The 18,973-nt window shown below is 63.7% G+C and carries 19 protein-coding genes; 9 read left to right on the forward strand and 10 right to left on the reverse strand.

Annotated features, from left to right (window positions below):
• Window positions 1–164: 164 nt before the first annotated feature.
• The 3 genes from ANTHELSMS3_RS07405 to trxB form a co-directional block, all read right to left on the reverse strand.
• A complete protein-coding gene (locus ANTHELSMS3_RS07405) occupies window positions 165–2,243 on the reverse strand; it encodes a bifunctional sulfate adenylyltransferase/adenylylsulfate kinase (RefSeq protein WP_094034312.1) in 2,079 nt (692 codons plus the stop codon).
• Between the two features lie 129 nt (window positions 2,244–2,372).
• A complete protein-coding gene (locus ANTHELSMS3_RS07410; protein ID WP_254694875.1) occupies window positions 2,373–3,029 on the reverse strand; it encodes an NYN domain-containing protein in 657 nt (218 codons plus the stop codon).
• Between the two features lie 186 nt (window positions 3,030–3,215).
• On the reverse strand, window positions 3,216–4,205 hold the full coding sequence (gene trxB / locus ANTHELSMS3_RS07415; RefSeq protein ID WP_094034314.1) for a thioredoxin-disulfide reductase: 990 nt from the start codon (window positions 4,203–4,205) through the stop codon (window positions 3,216–3,218).
• Between the two features lie 181 nt (window positions 4,206–4,386).
• On the opposite strand from trxB, the gene ANTHELSMS3_RS07420 reads away from it, so the two are divergent.
• Complete coding sequence (locus tag ANTHELSMS3_RS07420) at window positions 4,387–4,887, forward strand: Lrp/AsnC family transcriptional regulator (protein ID WP_094036987.1); 501 nt, start codon at window positions 4,387–4,389, stop codon at window positions 4,885–4,887.
• A gap of 117 nt (window positions 4,888–5,004) precedes the next feature.
• On the opposite strand, the gene ANTHELSMS3_RS07425 is transcribed toward ANTHELSMS3_RS07420, so the two are convergent.
• The 5 genes from ANTHELSMS3_RS07425 to lgt all read right to left on the reverse strand — a co-directional run bounded on the left by ANTHELSMS3_RS07425 (window position 5,005) and on the right by lgt (window position 9,148).
• Window positions 5,005–5,808, reverse strand: coding sequence for a Hint domain-containing protein (locus tag ANTHELSMS3_RS07425; protein WP_254694876.1), 804 nt, complete (start codon window positions 5,806–5,808; stop codon window positions 5,005–5,007).
• A gap of 314 nt (window positions 5,809–6,122) precedes the next feature.
• Entirely contained in the window at window positions 6,123–6,278 is a 156-nt protein-coding gene (locus tag ANTHELSMS3_RS25450; protein WP_157733436.1) for a hypothetical protein, read from the reverse strand.
• Window positions 6,279–6,411: 133 nt separating this feature from the next.
• Window positions 6,412–7,167 carry a peptidoglycan editing factor PgeF gene (pgeF, locus tag ANTHELSMS3_RS07430; protein ID WP_094034316.1) on the reverse strand — a complete coding sequence of 252 codons (756 nt, stop codon included), beginning with the start codon at window positions 7,165–7,167 and terminating at the stop codon, window positions 6,412–6,414.
• Window positions 7,164–8,183 carry a class I SAM-dependent methyltransferase gene (locus tag ANTHELSMS3_RS07435; protein WP_094036988.1) on the reverse strand — a complete coding sequence of 340 codons (1,020 nt, stop codon included), beginning with the start codon at window positions 8,181–8,183 and terminating at the stop codon, window positions 7,164–7,166. Before ANTHELSMS3_RS07435 ends, pgeF begins: the two co-directional genes overlap by 4 nt.
• Before the next feature lie 50 nt (window positions 8,184–8,233).
• Window positions 8,234–9,148 (reverse strand): prolipoprotein diacylglyceryl transferase, encoded by a 915-nt coding sequence (gene lgt, locus ANTHELSMS3_RS07440; protein ID WP_094036989.1) that lies wholly within the window; start codon window positions 9,146–9,148, stop codon window positions 8,234–8,236.
• Window positions 9,149–9,242: 94 nt separating this feature from the next.
• On the opposite strand from lgt, the gene ANTHELSMS3_RS07445 reads away from it, so the two are divergent.
• Both ANTHELSMS3_RS07445 and xylB read left to right on the forward strand, forming a co-directional pair.
• A complete protein-coding gene (locus ANTHELSMS3_RS07445; RefSeq protein ID WP_094034317.1) occupies window positions 9,243–9,482 on the forward strand; it encodes an accessory factor UbiK family protein in 240 nt (79 codons plus the stop codon).
• Window positions 9,483–9,678: 196 nt separating this feature from the next.
• Complete coding sequence (gene xylB, locus ANTHELSMS3_RS07450) at window positions 9,679–11,130, forward strand: xylulokinase (protein ID WP_094036990.1); 1,452 nt, start codon at window positions 9,679–9,681, stop codon at window positions 11,128–11,130.
• 59 nt (window positions 11,131–11,189) lie between these two features.
• Here the strand turns inward: xylB and ANTHELSMS3_RS07455 are convergent, their stop codons facing one another.
• Together ANTHELSMS3_RS07455 and ANTHELSMS3_RS07460 are read right to left on the reverse strand one after the other, a co-directional pair.
• Window positions 11,190–11,999: a transglutaminase-like domain-containing protein gene (locus ANTHELSMS3_RS07455; protein WP_094034318.1), complete on the reverse strand. Its 810-nt coding sequence runs from the start codon at window positions 11,997–11,999 to the stop codon at window positions 11,190–11,192.
• 263 nt (window positions 12,000–12,262) lie between these two features.
• Window positions 12,263–12,967: a CDP-alcohol phosphatidyltransferase family protein gene (locus ANTHELSMS3_RS07460; RefSeq protein ID WP_094034319.1), complete on the reverse strand. Its 705-nt coding sequence runs from the start codon at window positions 12,965–12,967 to the stop codon at window positions 12,263–12,265.
• Window positions 12,968–13,084: 117 nt separating this feature from the next.
• On the opposite strand from ANTHELSMS3_RS07460, the gene ANTHELSMS3_RS07465 reads away from it, so the two are divergent.
• From ANTHELSMS3_RS07465 to ANTHELSMS3_RS07490, 6 genes are all read left to right on the forward strand, one after another.
• Window positions 13,085–14,458 (forward strand): trypsin-like peptidase domain-containing protein, encoded by a 1,374-nt coding sequence (locus tag ANTHELSMS3_RS07465; RefSeq protein WP_094034320.1) that lies wholly within the window; start codon window positions 13,085–13,087, stop codon window positions 14,456–14,458.
• A 4-nt stretch (window positions 14,459–14,462) separates the two neighbouring features.
• Window positions 14,463–15,791, forward strand: coding sequence for a replication-associated recombination protein A (locus tag ANTHELSMS3_RS07470; RefSeq protein WP_094034321.1), 1,329 nt, complete (start codon window positions 14,463–14,465; stop codon window positions 15,789–15,791).
• A 239-nt stretch (window positions 15,792–16,030) separates the two neighbouring features.
• Complete coding sequence (crcB, locus tag ANTHELSMS3_RS07475; RefSeq protein WP_094036991.1) at window positions 16,031–16,405, forward strand: fluoride efflux transporter CrcB; 375 nt, start codon at window positions 16,031–16,033, stop codon at window positions 16,403–16,405.
• Window positions 16,402–17,448 carry an RluA family pseudouridine synthase gene (locus ANTHELSMS3_RS07480; protein WP_094034322.1) on the forward strand — a complete coding sequence of 349 codons (1,047 nt, stop codon included), beginning with the start codon at window positions 16,402–16,404 and terminating at the stop codon, window positions 17,446–17,448. Before crcB ends, ANTHELSMS3_RS07480 begins: the two co-directional genes overlap by 4 nt.
• A complete protein-coding gene (locus ANTHELSMS3_RS07485; RefSeq protein WP_094034323.1) occupies window positions 17,445–18,119 on the forward strand; it encodes an HAD-IA family hydrolase in 675 nt (224 codons plus the stop codon). The genes ANTHELSMS3_RS07480 and ANTHELSMS3_RS07485 overlap by 4 nt, the downstream gene beginning before the upstream one ends.
• Complete coding sequence (locus ANTHELSMS3_RS07490) at window positions 18,116–18,826, forward strand: ATP12 family chaperone protein (protein WP_094034324.1); 711 nt, start codon at window positions 18,116–18,118, stop codon at window positions 18,824–18,826. Before ANTHELSMS3_RS07485 ends, ANTHELSMS3_RS07490 begins: the two co-directional genes overlap by 4 nt.
• The last annotated feature ends 147 nt before the right edge of the window (window positions 18,827–18,973 follow it).

The raw sequence follows: 18,973 nt of genomic DNA on the forward strand, positions 1-18,973 counted from the left end.
TTGCCCGTCCGACCGGGGCACGCGACGGGGATGTTGGGCGCGGCCTATCGGGCGTAGGATGTGGTCCGATCCCTTTTGCCGTCGCCGCAGTGTCAAGTTTTCGACGCTGCAAACAAAAAGGGCCGGGCGACATGCCCGGCCCTTCGTTTGTCTAACTGGTCCGCTTATTGCGCGGCGATCAGGCCCATCGACTCCAGCTTCAGGATCACCTGATGCGCGCAGTTGTCGACGTCGACATTTTCTGTCTCGACGATCAACTCGGCGTTTGTGGGCTCTTCATACGGGTCGGAGATGCCGGTGAATTCCTTGATCTTGCCTTCGCGCGCCAGCTTGTACAGGCCTTTGCGGTCGCGGCGTTCACATTCCTCCAGCGAGGTTGCAACGTGCACCTCGGTGAAGGCGCCGTACTGTTCGATCATCTCGCGCACGGCGCGACGGGTCGCGGTGTAGGGCGCGATGGGCGCGCAGATCGCGATGCCGCCGTTTTTGGTGATCTCGGACGCGACATAACCGATCCGCTTGATGTTCAGGTCGCGGTGCTCTTTCGAGAAACCCAGTTCCGACGACAGGTGTTTGCGCACCACGTCCCCGTCCAGCAGTGTCACCGGGCGTCCACCCATTTCCATCAGCTTGACCATCAGGGCGTTGGCGATTGTCGACTTGCCCGAGCCGGACAGGCCGGTGAAGAAAACGGTAAAGCCCTGGTTCGAGCGCGGCGGTTTGGTCTTGCGCAGTTCGGTGACCACCTCGGGGAAGGAAAACCACTCGGGGATTTCCAGACCTTCGGCCAGACGGCGGCGCAGTTCGGTGCCCGAGATGTTCAGGATCGTGACGTTGTCCTTGTCGGCGATCTCGTCTGCGGGCTCGTACTGGGCGCGTTCCTGCACATAGACCATGTGTTTGAAGTCGACCATTTCGATGCCCATTTCTTCCTGATGCGTGCGGAAGAGGTCCTGTGCGTCGTAGGGGCCATAGAAGTCTTCGCCGGCAGAGTTCTTGCCGGGGCCAGCGTGGTCGCGTCCAACGATCAGGTGGGTACAGCCGTGGTTCTTGCGGATCAGGCCATGCCAGACCGCCTCACGCGGGCCAGCCATACGCATTGCCAGCGGCAGCAACGACATTGTAGTGGTCGACTGCGGATATTTGTCCAGAACCGCCTCATAGCAGCGCACGCGGGTAAAGTGATCGACGTCGCCCGGTTTGGTCATGCCCACAACGGGGTGGATCAGCAGGTTGGCCTGTGCCTCTTTCGCGGCGCGGAAGGTCAGTTCCTGATGCGCGCGGTGCAGCGGGTTGCGGGTCTGGAAGGCGACAACCTTGCGCCAGCCCAGCTTGCGGAAATAGGCGCGCAGTTCGTTGGGCGTGTCGCGGCGGGCGCGGAAGTCATAGTGCACGGGCTGCTGGATGCCGGTCACGGGACCGCCCAGATAGACCGCACCGGCCTCATTGTGCAGGTAGTTCACCGCCGGGTGGGCCAGATCGTCAGCGCCAAAGACCTTTTCGGCCTCGCGCGCCTTGTTCGGCACCCATTTGTCGGTGACGGTCATGGTGCCAAGGATCACGCCCTCTTGGTCGCGCAGGGCGATGTCCTGACCGATCTCGACGGTGTCGGCAAAGGTCTGGCTGACGTCGAGGTTGATTGGCATCGGCCAGAGGGTGCCGTCGGCCAGACGCATGTCTTCCACGACGCTGTTGTAGTCTTCTTCGGACAGGAAGCCCTTGAGCGGGTTAAAGCCGCCGTTCATCAGCAGTTCCAGATCGCAGATCTGGCGCGGGGTCAGGTCGTGGCTGGTCAGGTCAGCGGCTTCGACCTTGAGCTTTTGCGCACTGTCATAGGAGACATACAGCTCCTGAATGGGGGCGAGGTTGTTTTGCATGAGTTTGCTCCTGTACTTCAAGGGGATGAGACCGCTTGCGCTGCCGGTCAATTCGGCATGAAGCGCGTCGTATTCTGCGAATTTGCGGGCGAGAAACTGGTCGGCGAGCCGGATCTTTTCGTCAGCGCCAAAGGGGGTCAGCGCATAGGCAAAGCGTTGACGCCGGTCGGGGCCGGGCCGTTCGGTGACCTTGACCAGACCTGCGTCCGTGGCGGCGCGCAGGTAGGTGTTGAGCCGTCCCAGAGAGATGCCGATGGCCTCTGCCGTCACCCGCTGCGAGGCCTCTGGCGCGCGATCAAGCTGACGCAGGAGGCGAAAGAGCTGGTCTTCTTCCGGCAGGTTTGGGGGCAGGGTTGTGGCGGGCATGTCAGGCGACTCAAAGTGTGTTCAGCGCTGAACACATCGCACGCTTTGCACCTGCAGAAAAGTCTAGATTCGGCATTGCGGGGGATTTCCGCCTGCGTGGCGCTTTGGCAACGGGCCGGATTGGCTGCCTTAGGTTAATGTCCCGAACCCTTCGGGGAGGAAGCGAACCATGGCCTCGGGGCCTTTCGGATCGAGTTGAAAGAGGTGTGGTCGTTTGCTCAGGTAGCCGCGCCATGTTTTTTCGGGGCGCGTTCTGATCTGTGCGCCATGGCTGGTGCGCATTTTGACGCTGAGGTCGGTAATCCGTATGCCCCGGCCCTGCTGGCTGTGCGCGGCAATCATGCTGCGGATTTGTTGGTCAAATCCGGTGACCTCCAATTTGCAGGTCGGGGCGTCCGGACGGGTTGGGGAGTCCAGAAAAGTAAAACCTGCGCAGGCCGCGAGAAAACTGGGAGATGCCTTGGATTCGCCAATACCCTGCACTTGGTGGCCCAGTTCGCGCAGACGCAGCGCAAGTTGGGTGAAATCCGCATCCGAACTGGCAAGGACAAAGGTTCCGATTCCTGACGTCAGGGCCAATTCCATCGCGTCGATTGTCAGCAGAATATCGGCGGCGTTCTTTCCGCTGCCGGTGTGAAGAAGCCGATACCCTACTGCGTTCTGCCAATTCGAAAAGCCCCGAGTGTTCGCATATACGCGTGCGACCGTCACGCGGCCATGTTTCGCGGCAAAGGCCAGCACCTGCTCCGCATGGCTGGCTGCGATGTTGTCGCCATCGACCAGCACAGCAACGGCGGGGCGGTCAGGCTTTGCGGGATGATTGATTAACATACGGTTCGAAACGGCTACGCTTTAAGAATATGCCTAGCAGACTTCGTTTCGACCCAGATTTCAATATGCGGTTTCAAAAACGAACAAGGCCCCGACGCATCGTCCGGGGCCTTGGCCTTGCAATTCGCAGATAGTGGGGTGTTACGCGCTTTCGGGTTCGTTCGCCGCTTCGGGGGCCGGCTCTGCCGCCGCGCCATGTTCCGCCAGCCAGCGTTCCGCCTCTAGCGCGGCCATACAGCCCATGCCCGCGCTGGTCACCGCCTGACGGTACTTGTGGTCGGTCAGATCGCCGGCCGCAAAGACGCCGGGGATCGAGGTGGCGGTGCTGTCGGGTTTTGTCACGACGTAGCCGCCCATATGGGTTTCCAGCACGTCCTTGACCAATTCATTGGCGGGCGCGTGGCCGATGGCGACAAAGACACCAGCGCAGGGAATCTGTGTGGTCTCGCCGGTCTTGACGTGTTTGACGCGCACACCGGTCACGCCTTTGGGCATGTCGTCGCCGACAACCTCATCAAGTTGGTGGAACCACAGCGGTTCGATCTTGGGGTTTTTCATCAGCCGGTCGATCAGGATTTTCTCGGCGCGCAGTTCATCGCGGCGGTGGATCAGCGTGACCTTGGAGGCGAAGTTGGTCAGGAACAGCGCCTCTTCCACAGCTGTATTGCCGCCGCCGATCACCACGATTTCCTTGCCGCGATAGAAAAAGCCGTCACAGGTCGCGCAGGCCGAGACGCCAAAGCCCTTGAACGCCTCCTCGGACGGCAGGCCCAGCCACTTGGCGCGCGCGCCGGTGGCGAGGATGATCGCATCCGCCGTGTAGGTGGTGCCGCTGTCGCTGCTGGCGACGAAGGGGCGTTTGTCAAAATCGACCCTCGAGATGATGTCGCCGATGATCTCTGTGCCCATGGCGCGGGCGTGGGCCTCCATCCGGACCATCAGATCGGGGCCTTGCACCTCTGTGTCGCCGGGCCAGTTTTCGACCTCCGTGGTGGTGGTCAGCTGGCCGCCCGGTTCCAGCCCCTGCACCAGGATCGGGTCCAACATCGCGCGGCTGGCGTAGACACCGGCGGTATAGCCAGCGGGGCCGGAGCCGATGATAAGGACCTTGGTGTGACGAGTCTGGGACATGAAAGCTCTCCTAAGCGGCGGTGCCGCCGTCATATAGGCGTGTCGGCGGGATGAAGAAAGAGGGAGGGGCGTGGCGCCGCCGAATTGACCAAGTGGACAAAATATTGTTGCGCTTTGTTGAAATATTATTGCGCAAGGCCTGTGGGCTGCTATAACAATCGCGAAAATGACGGGGGAGACGATGGCAGGTCACCGGCTTGATCCGATCGATCGCAAGATTCTGGCAGAACTGCAAGCGGATGGTCGGATGACCAATGTCGAATTGGCCCGACGTGTGGGCATTTCGGCCCCGCCCTGCCTGCGCCGAGTGCGCGTGCTAGAGGACCAGGGCTATATTCGCGGCTATCACGCCGACGTCGATAGTCGCTCGCTCGGGTTCGAGGTGCAGGTGTTTGTTATGGTCGGGCTGCAAAGCCAGGCCGAGGTGGACCTGTCTGCCTTTGAGGAACGGTGCCGGGCCTGGCCGCTGGTGCGCGAGTGTCACATGCTGAATGGCGAAGTGGATTTCATCCTGAAGTGCGTCGCCCCGGATCTGTCGACTTTCCAGAGCTTTCTGACCGGCGATCTGCTGACCGCACCGAATGTGGCCAGCGTCAAGACATCGCTGGTGATCCGCAATGCCAAGGATGATCCCGGCGTGCCCTTTGAGGTGCTGGAGGAACGGCTGAGCCGTTCTGCGTGACCTGCGTGACCTGCGCGGGCGAGGGGCCAGCCCCTCGCGCTCTCCGAAATACTTCGACCATGAAGAAACACCGGCGGCGGGCTGACAGGCCCAGTGACCCGTCAGATGCCGCGCCGTTCATACATTTACAAGACGGTCGACCACCTCGCGCGCGGTGCGGGTCATGTCGACCTGTCCGAAATCGTCGAGATCGGTGATGTTGGGGAACATGCTGAGGAACAGGGCGCGCATGTTCTGACCCAGTGCCTGACCGGCGGTGTTGCCGGGGTGATAGGTTTCCAGCTCCACCCCGCCGATGCGGATGGTGGTGTGGCGCTGCACCATCAGATGGAACAATTGCACCGTCCCCATCGGCGTCACCTGCAAGTAGCGGTCGCCGTCGACATAGTCGCGCACTGGCGCCAGCACGCAATCCTTGCCCAGTAGATCCTCCAGCCGCGGGTGGCGCACCACCATGCGGGCCGCTGGACCCAGCAGCAGGTCCATCGGCGGATGTCCCATGCCAAAGGCGTCGCTGGTGATCCGTGTCATATGGGTCAGTGTCGTGGCAGATTGGTCATGCCCCGGCACATAGGTGGTTGAGCCGATCCATGTGACCGGCACGGCCCCGCGCGCGGTTTCGATGTAATCGCCCGGCACCACATCCTCGATTGCGACCGCACCGCGCACTGTTTCGATCAGCGTGCCACGCGCCAACGCGGTTGCGCATTCCTCGAACAGGGGGGAAGCGGGGGCGACGTGCTGGGTGAACGAGACCGTGAGGTCCGGGAGCAGGGCGGCGACCTCGTATTTGCGCATGAGAGAGCCTGCGCGACGAGGTCGCCCGTCCGGAGAGATCTCCCGGTCCGAATGGACGGGAGACGAGAGAGCAGTGTCGGCCATCGGGGCAATTCCCGAAAGACCACGGTGGAGACGTGTCATGTGAACACCCCGGCAAAGGGTCACATCCGTGTTGGCCCCCACCAACAACGACAGACGGACGATTAAAAAAACGCATCTGACTGGTGACGATCTGGCCGCAACTGGCGGGTGTTGTCAAAATTAGCGTAGGGAGGGTGTGGTTTCGCGCGACAATGCGGCGACGTGCGCGGGATTGTCGGGAGAAAGCGGACGATTCCGCCACATTCAACCGGAAAGCGCGGCGAATCTCTGGCATTGGAATGTGGGTTTTGTGTCGTCGGGCAAGGCGCGTGTACGGCGCCTCGCCTGGGCGTTCAGGGCGACGGAGTGGAGGCTCAGGCGCGTTTGGCGATTTTCGGCTGGGCGTGTGCGGCTGCCATGCGGCGGGCGATCATCTGGGCGCGCGGTGCGCCGCGTTCAAACGGCAGGCGGGGCGCGCCCGATTTGGCGGTGGCGGTGATGGATGCAATAAAGCGGCGTTGCGGTTTCATGGGAGGCTCTTCTTTCCTTTGCCGACAGGGACTGTCCCTACAATTCGCAGCGAATTGCGGCAGTATTGGGACAATCGCGGGTCGATTGGCGGATTGTTTCCCAGACCTGACCGCGCATAGAGCCTGACCGCAGCTAGAGCCGGATGACAGAGATCAGTCGCCCATAGTCCGCCTCACGCGCATGGGTGGCGCGGCGGTAGGAGTAGAACAGGTCCGGGTCGGAATAGGTGCAATGGCGGGTCCATTCCGCCTCTACCCCAGCCTCACGCAGGCGGTGCAGTCCGTAGGCGGGCAGGTCGAACATCATGCGGTCGTCTGTTCCGCCGGCAAAAAAGCGCGTGTTTGCCGGGTCTTCGGCGACGAAGTCCTCAAAGAACTCCGGGCCGACCTCATAGGCGCGCTGGCTGATGGTGGGGCCGATCACGGCACGGATGCCGTCGCGGGTGGCGCCAAGGGCCACCATCGCCTCAATCGTGGATTCCAGCACCCCGTCGCGTGCGCCGCGCCAGCCTGCATGGGCCGCGCCGATCACGCCTGCGTCCGGATCGGCAAAGAGCACCGGCTGGCAGTCGGCGGTCAGCACCCCCAGTGCCACGCCCGGCGTTGCGCTGACCAGTGCATCCGCCTTTGGGCGCGGATCGGGTAGCGGGCCGTTGACCGTGACGGCATCCGCGGAATGCACCTGATGCACGGTGGCCAGATGGTCCGGCGCGACCTCGACCGCGTCGGCGACGCGGGCGCGGTTGATCGCGACGATTTCGGTCTGGTCGGTCGATCCCGTGCCGCAGTTCAGCCCGGCAAAGATACCCGAGGACGCGCCGCCCTTGCGGGTAAAGAACCCGTGGCGGAACGGCGCGAGGCTGTTCGAGGTGATAATCTCGAGCGTCATGACGTGGGGCGTAGCTCCAGTCCGGGGGGTGGCGGGGCACCCTGAGGCAGCAGGGCGAGTGTCTTGAACAGTGACCCCATTTCGTCCGGGTGCGTCAACCGGCGATGTGCGGCAATGTGGCTGTCGAGGGCCGGGCCACTGAGAGATTTGGCCAGCGCCTGCGCCCGTTGGGTGATGCCGAGCCGTTCCAGAAACACACCCTGCGGGGTCAGCAGCGTGTGCGCGGCGGGGGCGGCAGCGCGGGCGAGCGCCTCAAAATCCACATGGGTGGTCAGGTCCGATTCGCCCGGCTGCGCAAAGGGATCGATGGGCGCGTGGCCCTTGAGCGCCTGAAGTGTGTCGCCCAGCGATCGCCAGTCGCCATAGTCAATCAGCAGGGCGATGCCGCCCTGTGTCGCAATGCGCGCGCCAAGGACGGCGACAATGGCCTGACCGGGGGCGCAGGTTTCGACAAGGTCGCCGTCTTTGGTGTCGTCCTGCCGGTGGATCAGACCGGGTTGCGGTGCCGGGGCGGCAAGACCCAGCACGAGGTGATCGTCGTGCAAGCCGACCACGCGCTCGCGCCAGTCCTCACCGTCGCGTTGGAACTGGCGGACAGGCAGGGCGTCGAAGAATTCGTTGGCGACAAGGAACAGCGGGCCGTCCGGCAGGGTCTGGACCGCGTCGTGCCAAGTGGCCTGTGGCAGGCGTTTGGCCTGTTCGGCGCGCAGGCTGGGCGAGGTTTCGACCAGATGCAGGCGGGCGGCGGCGTGAAAGCCGGGGACGCGGGCGGTGGCGCGCAGGATGTCGGCCATCAGCGTGCCGCGCCCCGGTCCCAGTTCCGCCAGTATAAAAGGCGTGGGCGCGCCCTGATCCAGCCAGCATTGCGCCAGCGACAGGCCCAGCAGTTCACCGAACATCTGGCTGATCTCAGGCGCGGTGGTGAAATCGCCGCCCGCGCCCAGCGGGTCACGGGTGCTGTAATAGCCATACTGCGGGTGCATCAGGCAGGCCGCCATATAGTCGGCCAGCGTCATCGGCCCGGTCGTGGCGATCTGACGGGCAAGGATATCGGCGAGGGGCGTGGTCACGTTGCCGGGTCTGGTGTTGTTGCGGTGCGGGCGCGGCGCAGAGCGACCCAGATCGCCAGCGCGCCGCCCGCGATCATCGGCAGGGTCAGCAACTGGCCCATGGTCAGGCCGTAGCCGTTCACATGCAGGGCAAGGCCCAGCGGATTGCCCACGGTTTGGAACTGCGCGTCTGGCTGGCGGAAGAACTCGACAATAAAGCGCGCGATGCCGTAGCCCATAAAGAAGGTGCCCGCCACAGCGCCGGGGCGTTTCAGCCAGCCGCGATGCACCATCACCAGCAGCACGATCAGCAGCACCAGCCCCTCAAGCGTGGCCTCGTAAAGTTGTGAGGGGTGGCGGGCGCACAGTTCCCCCAAAGGTTGGCCGCAATCCTGTGCCAATCGGCCGGGAAAGATCACCGCCCAAGGCAGGTCCGACGGGCGGCCCCAAAGCTCGGCATTGATGAAATTCGCGATGCGGCCCAGCAGCAGGCCCGCAGGTGCGGCCAGCGCCAGCATGTCCGCCGTCGAGGCCAGCGGCACCTTGTTGCGTGCGCAGAACATCCAGACGGCAAAGACGACGCCCAGCAGTCCGCCGTGAAAGGCCATGCCGCCTTGCCAGATCATCGGGATTTCCAGCGGGTTCGATAGGTAATATCCCGGCATGTAGAAGAAAACAAAGCCCAGCCGCCCGCCAAGGATGATGCCAAGGATGACCCATGTCAGCAGATCCTCGATCTGGCGGGGCGTCATTGGGGGCGAGTCATTGGCCCAGAGGTGCGCGCGCTTGACCGTCCAGACGGCCAGCCGCCAGCCGATCAGGATGCCCGCGATATAGGCCAGCGCGTACCAGCGCAGCGCAAATTCGAAACCGAAGAGCGCGATGGAAAAGATCTCTGACGAGAGGTCGGGGAAGGGGATAGCTGCCTGCATGCGTCCTGTTGCCTCTTGTCTGGCGGCAAAGTCAACCTTGAGGGTTGCGCCTTGGGGGACCATATAGGAACGGAATGCAACGGCGGAGTGACCCATGCAAACGCGTAATAAGGTTTTCGAGGATCTGAGCCAGCTGATGACCAACGCCATGGGCGTGGCGCAGGGCGCAAAAGACGAAGCAGAGACAGCGATGAAATCGCTGGTGGACCGCTGGTTGGCGGATCGCGATTTTGTGACTCGCGAAGAGTTCGACGCGGTGCGCGCCATGGCGCAAAAAGCCCGTGAAGAAAACGAAGCGCTGAAGGCGCGGCTGGACGCGCTGGAAAAGGGCTAAGGCCGGATCGTTCGTTTCGGCGGGCGGTTGTGGTGCTGGCCTTTGGGCGCGGCGAGTGGTGAGAGGAAACTCTCAAGACACTGATATTGGGGCGCGACGCTTGCAGCGATGCAAGGTTGCGCCTTTTTTCGTGCCCTCTGTTTGACAGTCCGATCATTTGTTGGCTTTCGTGTCGGCCAGCAATGGAGGGATGGTGATGTTTGTCGGTCTGGATTTGGGAACCTCGGGGCTGCGCGCCCTTCTGATCGATGGCGCGGGCCTGCCGCTGGGCAGCGCACAGCGCGCCTATGCGCCGGTTCATCCGCATCCCGGCTGGTCCGAGCAGGATCCGGCGGACTGGGTTGCCGCAGTGGATGCCGCACTGGTGGAACTGGCCGCCGCGCATCCGCAGGCCATGGCGCAAGTGCGTGGCATCGGCGTTTCGGGCCATATGCATGGGGCCACCCTGCTGGACGACACGGGCGCTGTGCTGCGACCCTGCATCCTGTGGAACGACACCCGCAGCGCGGTTGAGGCGGCAGAACTGGACGGGACGGATGGGGTGCGCGCGCTGTCGGGCAATATCGTCTTTCCCGGTTTTACCGCGCCCAAGCTGCTGTGGGTCGCGCGGCATGAGCCAGAGGTGTTTGCCCGTGTCGCCACTGTCCTGTTGCCGGCGGCCTACATGAACTTTCACCTGACCGGCGCGCGCTTTGCCGACATGTCCGACAGTGCGGGCACAGCGTGGCTGGACGTGGGCGCGCGCGATTGGTCGGCGCGTCTGCTGGAGGTGTCGGGCATGTCCGCCGACCAGATGCCGCGTCTGGTTGAGGGTTGTGAGGCGGGCGGCACGCTGCGGCCCGATCTGGCCGGGCGCTGGGGCATGTCCGGAGAAGTGATCGTGGTCGGCGGGGCGGGGGACAATGCCGCCTCTGCCTGCGGTGTCGGGGCGATGCGTGAGGGGACCGGGTTTGTGTCTCTGGGCACCTCCGGCGTGGTGCTGGCCGGGCGGGACGGCTATGCGCCCTTGCCCGAAAGCGCGGTGCACACGTTCTGCCATGCGGTGCCGGGACAGTGGTATCAGATGGGCGTGATCCTGGCCGCGACGGACAGTCTGAACTGGTTGTCGCGGGTGACGGGCGCTTCACCGGCGGAGTTGTCGCAAGAGGTGGGTGACACGCTGGACGGGCCGGGTGACCTGCAGTTTCTGCCCTATCTCTCTGGGGAACGGACGCCCCACAACGACTCCGACATTCGGGGCGGGTTTCTGAACATCGATGTCGGTACCGAGCGGCGCGATATGACGCGTGCAGTGATGGAGGGCGTCGCCTTTGCCCTGCGCGATTGTGCCGAGGCGCTGAAGGCGTCGGGCGCGCGGCTGGACCATATGCTGGCCATCGGTGGCGGTGCGCAGTCCCGCTATTGGGTCGAACTGCTGGCCACGGTGCTGGGCGTGCCTTTGGCCTTGCCTGAAAAGGGCGATTTCGGTGCGGCGCTGGGCGCGGCCCGGCTGGCTATGTTGGGCGCGGGTGCGGGCAGCGTCGATGAGGTCATGGCCCCGCCGCCGATCCGCGAAACCATCGCGCCAAATGCGGCGCTGACAGCGGGTTATGACGCGGCCTACACGTCGTGGCGGCAGATTTATCCGGCGGTCAAGGGGCTGACATAAGCACGGAATATCTGGACGCTATCGCGCCGATCCATTTTGTATGAGGGGTCGGCGGGGGGCTAGGCGTCGATCTGGTCTATCCAGACTTCGAACCCGGTCAGGTCGTGCCGCCCGAAACTGTGGACCATCGGCACATCCGCCGCGTCGCAGCCGCGCGCGATCAACACTCGGCCAAAGCGCGTGTCGTTGTTGCGCGGGTCAAAGGTCCACCACTGGCCGCCCAGATACACCTCCATCCAGGCAGCGAAATCCATTGGCCGGATCGGCGTGCTTTGCCCGATGTCGCTGACATAGCCGGTGCAATACCGCGTCGGGATGTTCAATGCCCGACACAGCGCAACGGCAAGATGAGTGTAATCCCGGCAGACGCCGACGCCCTCATTCAGCGCCTCGACGGCGGTGCGTGTGGGCCGCGAATGTTCATAGCCAAACTGGATATGGCCATGCACAAAGTCGCAGACCGCCTGCACCCGCGCCCAGCCCAGAGGGGTCTGGTCAAACCGGTCCCACGCGAAATTCGACAGCACATCGCTTTCGCAATACCGGCTGGGAAGAAGATACTCCAACACCTCGCTGGGCAACAGTTCCACGGGCACTTGGGGGGCATCAAGCCCGACCGGGTCAGATAGGCCTTCGTCAAACAGCGTGCCTTCGGTCGAAACGGTCATCTGACCCGGCGGCGCGACAAGGCGCGTGGCCCAATTGCCGAAACTGTCTCGGTACGCCTCTGTCGGGACGGCTGGATTGGTGCGCAACAGGTCGGGTCGTTCCAGATTGCTGGCCCGGGAATAATGGACGTTCAGTAGGAAGATCATCGGCGTCGGCATCGCAACATCAACAGAAATCTGGCATCCCAAGCGAAGGTGCATGTGGTGCTCCCGAAACGTGTCCTGCCTGACCGCCGGTACGGGGGTCTCCGGTGCAGAAGCCGTATGTTTCCCCACCCAAACACCTTTTGACCGGCAGGAAAAGGCTCGCGGCATCGCCTTTGTCTGCGCCGGACCTGCGATGCCCAACGAATGGGCCGCCCTGCGGGATGCGTTCCCCGACCGACGGACGTGCAGCGGCGTGCGCGTTGCGGGGGAGAAAACGCATCGTTTGGTTTGTTGGCGGGTCTGCCGTCGTCCGCGCGTCAGTCGCGCGTTGGGAACATCTGCTGTGCTATCCCGGCGAACAACAGGTAGACCGATGTCACCAACAGCCCCCAATGCGCCCAACTGGCCGGGTGAAAGTGCACCCAAGCCGCCCAGCCGGCAAAGATCGTCCAGGCCAGCGCCACCGGCAGCGATACAGCGCGCCAGCGCTCCGTACGGACCGGATGAATGAACTTCAACGGCAGGAACATCGCCACCGCCAGAAGCGTGACCAGCACGATGATCACCCAGAACCCCGGCTCTATCGCGAACAGTACCAACACCAACATGTTCCAGCAGCCGGGAAACCCTTGAAAGGAATTGTCCGCCGTCTTCATCCGGTTGTCGGCAAAATACATCGCGCTGGAAAAGGTGATGAGGATGATCGCAAACCAGCCTGTCCAGCCCGGCAACAACCCGGATTGAAACAGGGCAAAGGCGGGAATGAAGACGTAAGTGAGATAGTCGATGATCAGATCCAGCAGCACCCCGTCAAACCGGGGCGCATGGGTCTTGACGTCAAACTTTCGCGCCAACGGTCCATCGATGCCGTCCACAGCGAACGCCACCACCAGCCACAGGAACATCAGCGACCATTCTTCCCGCACCGCAGCCAGCATGGCCAACATCGCAAAAACCGCACCGGTCGCTGTCAGCAGGTGGACGGAAAGGGCGCTTGTTTCGGGTTTGATACGGGGAGTCATTGGACCGTCATGGCGCAAATGCGCGAGGGTTGCAATTGTCCCGGCGTGTCGCGCGGCTTGCATCGCGCCGGGGCGGGGGACATATCCTAGGGGTCTGGAGACAGTCGGAGAGATTTGATGTTCAGAGCATTTGTTTGTTTCATTCTGCTGGCCCTGCCGGCGGGGGCCCAAGAGCCGCGCGTCCCGCAAAGCCCGGCAGAAATATCACTCAGCTTTGCGCCGCTGGTCAAGCAGGCGGCGCCCGGTGTGGTCAACATCTACGCCCGCCGCATCGTGGATGCGCGCAGCCCGTTTGCCGACGATCCGGTCTTTGGCAACCTGTTCCGAGAGTTCCAGTCACGCCCAAGGGTGCAGAACTCGCTGGGGTCGGGAGTGATCCTGTCGGCGGACGGGATCGTGGTGACAAACTATCATGTTGTCGGGCAGGCGACCGATATCCATGTCGTCCTGAACGACCGGCGCGAATACGACGCCGAGATCCTGCTGGCGGATGAGGAATCGGATCTTGCCATCATGCGGCTGGCGGGGGCCAGCGACATGCCGCACCTGACGCTGCGCGACAGCGATACGGTTGAGGTGGGCGAACTGGTGCTGGCCATCGGCAACCCTTTTGGGGTGGGGCAGACCGTGTCGTCCGGCATCGTGTCAGGGCTGGCCCGTTCCGGCACCGCCACCGGCAATGCGCGCGGCTATTTCATCCAGACCGACGCGCCGATCAATCCGGGCAACTCAGGCGGGGCGCTGATCGACGTTGCGGGGCAGCTGATCGGGGTGAACACCTCTATCCTGACACGCTCTGGCGGGTCGAACGGCATCGGCTTTGCCATCCCGTCGGCGCTGGTGGCGCAGTTCGTCGAGCAGGCGCAAGAAGGCCATCGCCGGTTTCAACGGCCGTGGGCGGGCATGATCGGTCAGCCGGTGAACGCAGAACTGTCTGACAGTCTGGGCCTCACGGTGCCGGGCGGTGTGGTGATCGCGGAACTGCGCCCCGGCAGCCCCTTTGATTCGGCGGGTCTGCAAGTAGGGGACGTGGTGGTGCGGGTCGACCGCGCGCCGGTGAACACACCCGCCGAGATGCTGTTTCGCATGTCGGTGCGCGGCATCGGTCGCGCGGCAGAGGTGATTTATATCCGGCAGGGTCAGGAAAAGATCGCACTGGTTGATATGATTGCGCCGCCTGAATCGCCGCCGCGCGACACCATCGATTTGGGAGAATTGAGCATGCTGCCCGGCCTGCGGATTGCGCGGACAAATCCGGCGGTGATCGCGGAGCTGGGTCTGCCACATGACGCTGAGGGCGTGGTGGTGCTGGACCCCGGCCCATATGGCGGTCAGGTCGGCCTGCTAACCGGCGACCGGGTTCTGGGTATCAACGGCCGCCGGATCGACGCGCCGCGCGATGTCGACCAGATGCTGCGTGGCGGGGGCGGGCGCATACAGTTCGAGGTGCTGCGCGGCAACCGCCGCCTTCTCCTACGGTTCCGGGCCTGATCGGTTGGCGGATCTCTTTGACACCACGGACAGCGCGCCCGAGGCGCAGGCGCGGGCTGACACCGCGCCACGTCCCCTTGCTGACCGGCTGCGCCCGCAGGTGCTGGATGAGGTGATCGGCCAGCGTCAGGTGCTGGGACCAGAGGCGCCGTTGGGCGTCATGCTGGCCGCCGGGACGCTGGGATCTATTGTCTTCTGGGGGCCGCCGGGGGTGGGCAAGACCACCATCGCGCGGCTGCTGGCCGATGCCACCGACCTGCATTTTGTCCAGATCAGCGCGATCTTTTCCGGCGTGCCAGAACTGCGCAAGGTCTTTGAGGCGGCCAAACAGCGCCGCCGCACCGGGCAAGGCACGCTGCTTTTCGTTGACGAAATCCACCGCTTCAACAAGGCGCAGCAGGACAGCTTTCTGCCTCATATGGAGGACGGGACAATCCTGCTGGTGGGCGCGACCACGGAAAACCCCTCGTTTGAACTGAACGCCGCCTTGCTCAGCCGTGCGCAGGTCCTGGTGCTGGAACGGCTGGGGCAAGAGGATCTGGAGGCGCTGGTGGCAAGGGCGGAAACCGCGCTGGACCGCGCCCTGCCGCTGGAACCGGGCGCGCGCGCGGCGCTGCTGGACATGGCCGACGGCGACGGGCGGGCGCTCTTGAACCTTGTCGAACAGGTCACCTCATGGCGACTGGACGCGCCTCTGGATGTCAACGGCCTGAAAACGCGGCTGATGAAACGCGCCGCCGTCTACGATAAATCCGGCGACGGGCACTACAACCTGATCTCGGCGCTGCACAAATCGGTGCGCGGCTCTGATCCCGATGCGGCACTGTACTGGTATGCAAGGATGTTGGAGGCAGGCGAAGACCCGCGCTACCTTGCCCGCCGCATCACCCGCATGGCGGTTGAGGACATCGCCTTGGCTGACCCGCAGGCGCAGGCGGTCTGCCTGCAAAGCTGGGAAACCTATGAACGGCTCGGCTCTCCTGAGGGGGAACTGGCCATCGCGCAGGCGCTGGTCTACATCGCGCTCGCCCCTAAATCCAATGCCGCCTACGTCGCTTACAAGGCCGCACGCCGCGCCGCTAAGGAAACCGGCAGCCTGATGCCCCCCAAACACATCCTGAACGCCCCTACCGGGCTGATGAAGGACCAGGGCTATGGCAAGGGCTACGCCTATGACCACGACGCCAAAGACGGCTTTTCCGGTCAGAACTACTTTCCAGACGACATGGAGCGTACAACCTTCTACGAACCGGTCGAACGCGGGTTTGAACGTGACCTGCGCAAACGCGTCGACTACTTCGCCCGCCTGCGCATCCAACGAACCGAAGACTGACCCCGCAGTTTCTTCTGTCCAAAAATATCCCGGGGGGAGTCGACCGCAGGGAGACGGGGGCATGATGCCCCCTGCAACCTTTCGAACCTCGGCAACGTCAGGAGAACTGCGCGAATGCCCGGCCTCTCTCATTGCTTCGCGCCGGGGTGCTGCACTTAACGGTCAGGCAGCGCGCCCATCGCACCCGCAAACGGGCAGGCCGCTTGACTTCCGCACGCCGCACCGCCATGTCCGCGCGCATGGCACCCATTCTGCAAGTCGCCCTTGGCGGCGCCCTTGGCGCATCCGCCCGCTACCTGACCGGGATCGCAACGGCGCGCCTGCTGGGCAAGGGCTTTCCCTGGGGCACGTTGACGGTGAATATCCTTGGTTCTTTCCTCATGGGGGTGCTCGTCGTGGCGCTGCTGCATTTTTCCGCCAACCGTTTTGCGCCGCTCCTGATGACCGGTCTGCTGGGCGGTTTTACCACCTTTTCAGCGTTTTCGCTGGATGCGGTCACGTTGTATGAACGTGGGCAAGTCGGGGTGGCTGCGGGCTATGTCGCGGCCTCTGTTGTCCTGTCCATTGCCGCCCTTTTTGCCGGGCTGGCGTTAGCGCGGAGTGTCACCACATGAGCCGGGTACAAACTGTCACCGTGGGGCCGGGCGACGGCGATCAACGTCTTGATCGCTGGTTCAAACGCCATTTCCCGCATGTCGCCCAAGGCCGCATCGAAAAGATGTGCCGCAAGGGCGAGGTGCGGGTAGACGGCGCACGGGCCAAAGCCTCGACCCGGGTCGAGGTCGGTCAGCAGGTGCGCATCCCGCCACTGCCCGAACCGGGCGAGGTCGAAAGTGCCCCGGTCAAGCCCAAGGTCTCTGATCAGGACGCAGAGCTGATGCGCTCTTGCGTGATCTACCGCGATGACCACCTGATCGTGATCAACAAGCCGCCCGGCCTGGCGACACAGGGCGGCAGCAAGCAGACCCGCCATGTGGACGGCCTGTCTGAGGCGCTGAAATTCGGATTTGACGAAAAGCCGCGTCTTGTGCACCGGCTGGACAAGGATACATCCGGCGTGCTGGTGCTGGCCCGCACGCGTGAGGCGGCCAAGGCGCTGACCGACGCCATCCGGCACAAGCTGACGCGCAAGATCTACTGGGCGCTCGTTGCAGGTGTGCCGGTGCCCTATCTGGGTGAAATCCGCTATGGGCTGGTCAAGGCGCCGGGCCACGGCCACCACGGCGAGGGCGAAAAGATGCTTTGCGTCCACCCGCGCGATATGAATTCGACAGAGGGCGCCAAGCGCGCGCATACGCTGTATGCCACGCTCTACCGTGTCGCCAGCCGCGCCTCATGGGTCGCGCTGGAGCCGCTCACCGGGCGCACGCACCAGCTGCGCGCGCACATGGCAGAGATCGGGCATCCGATCATCGGCGACGGCAAATACGGCGGATCGGGTCAGGAAAACCTTGGCGATGGCTGGGGCGCGCAATTGGGAGGCGACATCTCGCGCAAGCTGCACCTGCACGCGCGCTCGATGAGCTTCAAACATCCTTTCACCGGAAAGCCGCTGTCGGTGACCGCGCCGCTGCCGACGCATATGGCACACAGCTGGGATACGCTTGGCTGGGAAGAAAGCTTTGCCGCGGATGATCCGTTCGAGGAGCTGCAATGACCCTGCGGCTGGTGATCTTTGACGTCGACGGGACGCTGGTCGACAGTCAGGGCGATATTCTGGGCGCGATGGGTGCGGCCTATGCCTCAGAGGGGCTGGAGCGACCATCGCGGGAGGATATTCTGTCCATCGTCGGCCTGTCGCTGCCACAGGCGTTTGCGGTGCTGGCCCCCGCGCTTGCCCCGGAGCAACGGACGCGGCTGGTCGAGGGCTATAAAGAGGCCTACGCTGGTCTGCGGCTGACCGGCGGGCCAGAGGCGTCCCCGCTGTACCCCGGAATCCACGCCTTGCTAAATCAACTGTCCGCCCGTGATGATGTGCTGTTGGGGATCGCCACGGGAAAATCGCGACGTGGGCTGACGGCGCTGCTTGAAAGCCACGGCCTGACACAGATGTTCGTCACCCGGCAATGCGCTGACGGCAACCCGTCAAAACCGCATCCCGCCATGCTGTATACCGCGATCGAAGAGGCCGGGGTTGAGGTTGAACAGGCGATGATGATCGGTGACACCAGCTATGACATGGAAATGGCGCGCGCCGCCGGCATCGCCCGCATCGGCGTGACATGGGGATATCATCCGCCTGAGGCGCTGGTGGACGCGCAACATGTCGTGAACGATGCGGTCGCGTTGGAGCGCGCTATCGACACCATTCTGGGAGCGATGCCATGAGCGAATGGGCCCCGAAACGGTTTTGGCAGAACGCCGAGGTGGCGCAGGCCGATCAGGGGTTTGCGGTCACGCTGGACGGGCGCGGTGTCAAGACGCCTGCCAAAACGCCGCTGGTGGTCCCGACAGAGGCCTTGGCGCAGGAGATTGCCGCCGAATGGGCGGCTCAGCAGGAGCGTGTGAACCCGGCCACCATGCCGTTTACCCGCATGGCGAACTCTGCGCTGGACAAGGTCGCGCCGCAGCACGCCGCCGTGGCCGATATGCTGGCGGCTTATGGTGACAGTGATTTACTGTGTTATCGCGCCGACAGCCCGGCGGGGCTGGTGGACCGGCAGGTGGCGGGATGGGATCCGTTGCTGGACTGGGCAGAGGCGACCTATGGCGCGCGGCTGACGCCGGTGATTGGTGTGATGCACCGCCCGCAGGATCCCCGCGCACTGGCCCGTCTGACGGCGCAGGTGCATGGTCAGTCCGCCTTTGCGCTGGCGGCCTTTCATGACCTTGTCTCCATGTCTGGGTCATTGGTGCTGGCGCTGGCGGTGATCCGGGGCGAACGCGACCCTGTCGAGGCCTGGGCGCTGTCGCGGATCGATGAGACGTGGCAGGAAGAGCAATGGGGCGTCGATGAAGAAGCGGCAGAGCTCGCCCAAAGAAAAAGCGGTGAGTTTCAACACGCGGCGGTTTTTCATGACTTGGCGGAGGGTTAGACAGTGTCGCGCCGTTTGGTCCCCTGCACGTCTGTTTGGCATCCTTGCTTGACCTTTGGGCGGGAATCCGCCCAAATTGCCGCGACGGAAGGGGTGGCAGAACATCAGCTCCTCCGTTGTGGTGTGCCCGGTTCGGTGTGCCGGTTG

This window comes from Antarctobacter heliothermus, assembly GCF_002237555.1.
GTDB lineage: Bacteria > Pseudomonadota > Alphaproteobacteria > Rhodobacterales > Rhodobacteraceae > Antarctobacter > Antarctobacter heliothermus_B.

Coding starts and splice junctions, on each gene's coding strand:
- crcB (WP_094036991.1), top strand. CDS start 16,031: ATGGCACCCATTCTGCAAGTCGCCCTTGGCGGCGCCCTTGGCGCATCC.
- ANTHELSMS3_RS07420 (WP_094036987.1), top strand. CDS start 4,387: ATGGCAGGTCACCGGCTTGATCCGATCGATCGCAAGATTCTGGCAGAA.
- ANTHELSMS3_RS07460 (WP_094034319.1), bottom strand. CDS start 12,967: ATGACTCCCCGTATCAAACCCGAAACAAGCGCCCTTTCCGTCCACCTG.
- ANTHELSMS3_RS07480 (WP_094034322.1), top strand. CDS start 16,402: ATGAGCCGGGTACAAACTGTCACCGTGGGGCCGGGCGACGGCGATCAA.
- xylB (WP_094036990.1), top strand. CDS start 9,679: ATGTTTGTCGGTCTGGATTTGGGAACCTCGGGGCTGCGCGCCCTTCTG.
- pgeF (WP_094034316.1), bottom strand. CDS start 7,167: ATGACGCTCGAGATTATCACCTCGAACAGCCTCGCGCCGTTCCGCCAC.
- ANTHELSMS3_RS07445 (WP_094034317.1), top strand. CDS start 9,243: ATGCAAACGCGTAATAAGGTTTTCGAGGATCTGAGCCAGCTGATGACC.
- ANTHELSMS3_RS25450 (WP_157733436.1), bottom strand. CDS start 6,278: ATGAAACCGCAACGCCGCTTTATTGCATCCATCACCGCCACCGCCAAA.
- ANTHELSMS3_RS07490 (WP_094034324.1), top strand. CDS start 18,116: ATGAGCGAATGGGCCCCGAAACGGTTTTGGCAGAACGCCGAGGTGGCG.
- trxB (WP_094034314.1), bottom strand. CDS start 4,205: ATGTCCCAGACTCGTCACACCAAGGTCCTTATCATCGGCTCCGGCCCC.
- ANTHELSMS3_RS07465 (WP_094034320.1), top strand. CDS start 13,085: ATGTTCAGAGCATTTGTTTGTTTCATTCTGCTGGCCCTGCCGGCGGGG.
- ANTHELSMS3_RS07425 (WP_254694876.1), bottom strand. CDS start 5,808: ATGACACGTCTCCACCGTGGTCTTTCGGGAATTGCCCCGATGGCCGAC.
- ANTHELSMS3_RS07455 (WP_094034318.1), bottom strand. CDS start 11,999: ATGCACCTTCGCTTGGGATGCCAGATTTCTGTTGATGTTGCGATGCCG.
- ANTHELSMS3_RS07405 (WP_094034312.1), bottom strand. CDS start 2,243: ATGCCCGCCACAACCCTGCCCCCAAACCTGCCGGAAGAAGACCAGCTC.
- lgt (WP_094036989.1), bottom strand. CDS start 9,148: ATGCAGGCAGCTATCCCCTTCCCCGACCTCTCGTCAGAGATCTTTTCC.
- ANTHELSMS3_RS07435 (WP_094036988.1), bottom strand. CDS start 8,183: ATGACGCTGGCCGACTATATGGCGGCCTGCCTGATGCACCCGCAGTAT.
- ANTHELSMS3_RS07485 (WP_094034323.1), top strand. CDS start 17,445: ATGACCCTGCGGCTGGTGATCTTTGACGTCGACGGGACGCTGGTCGAC.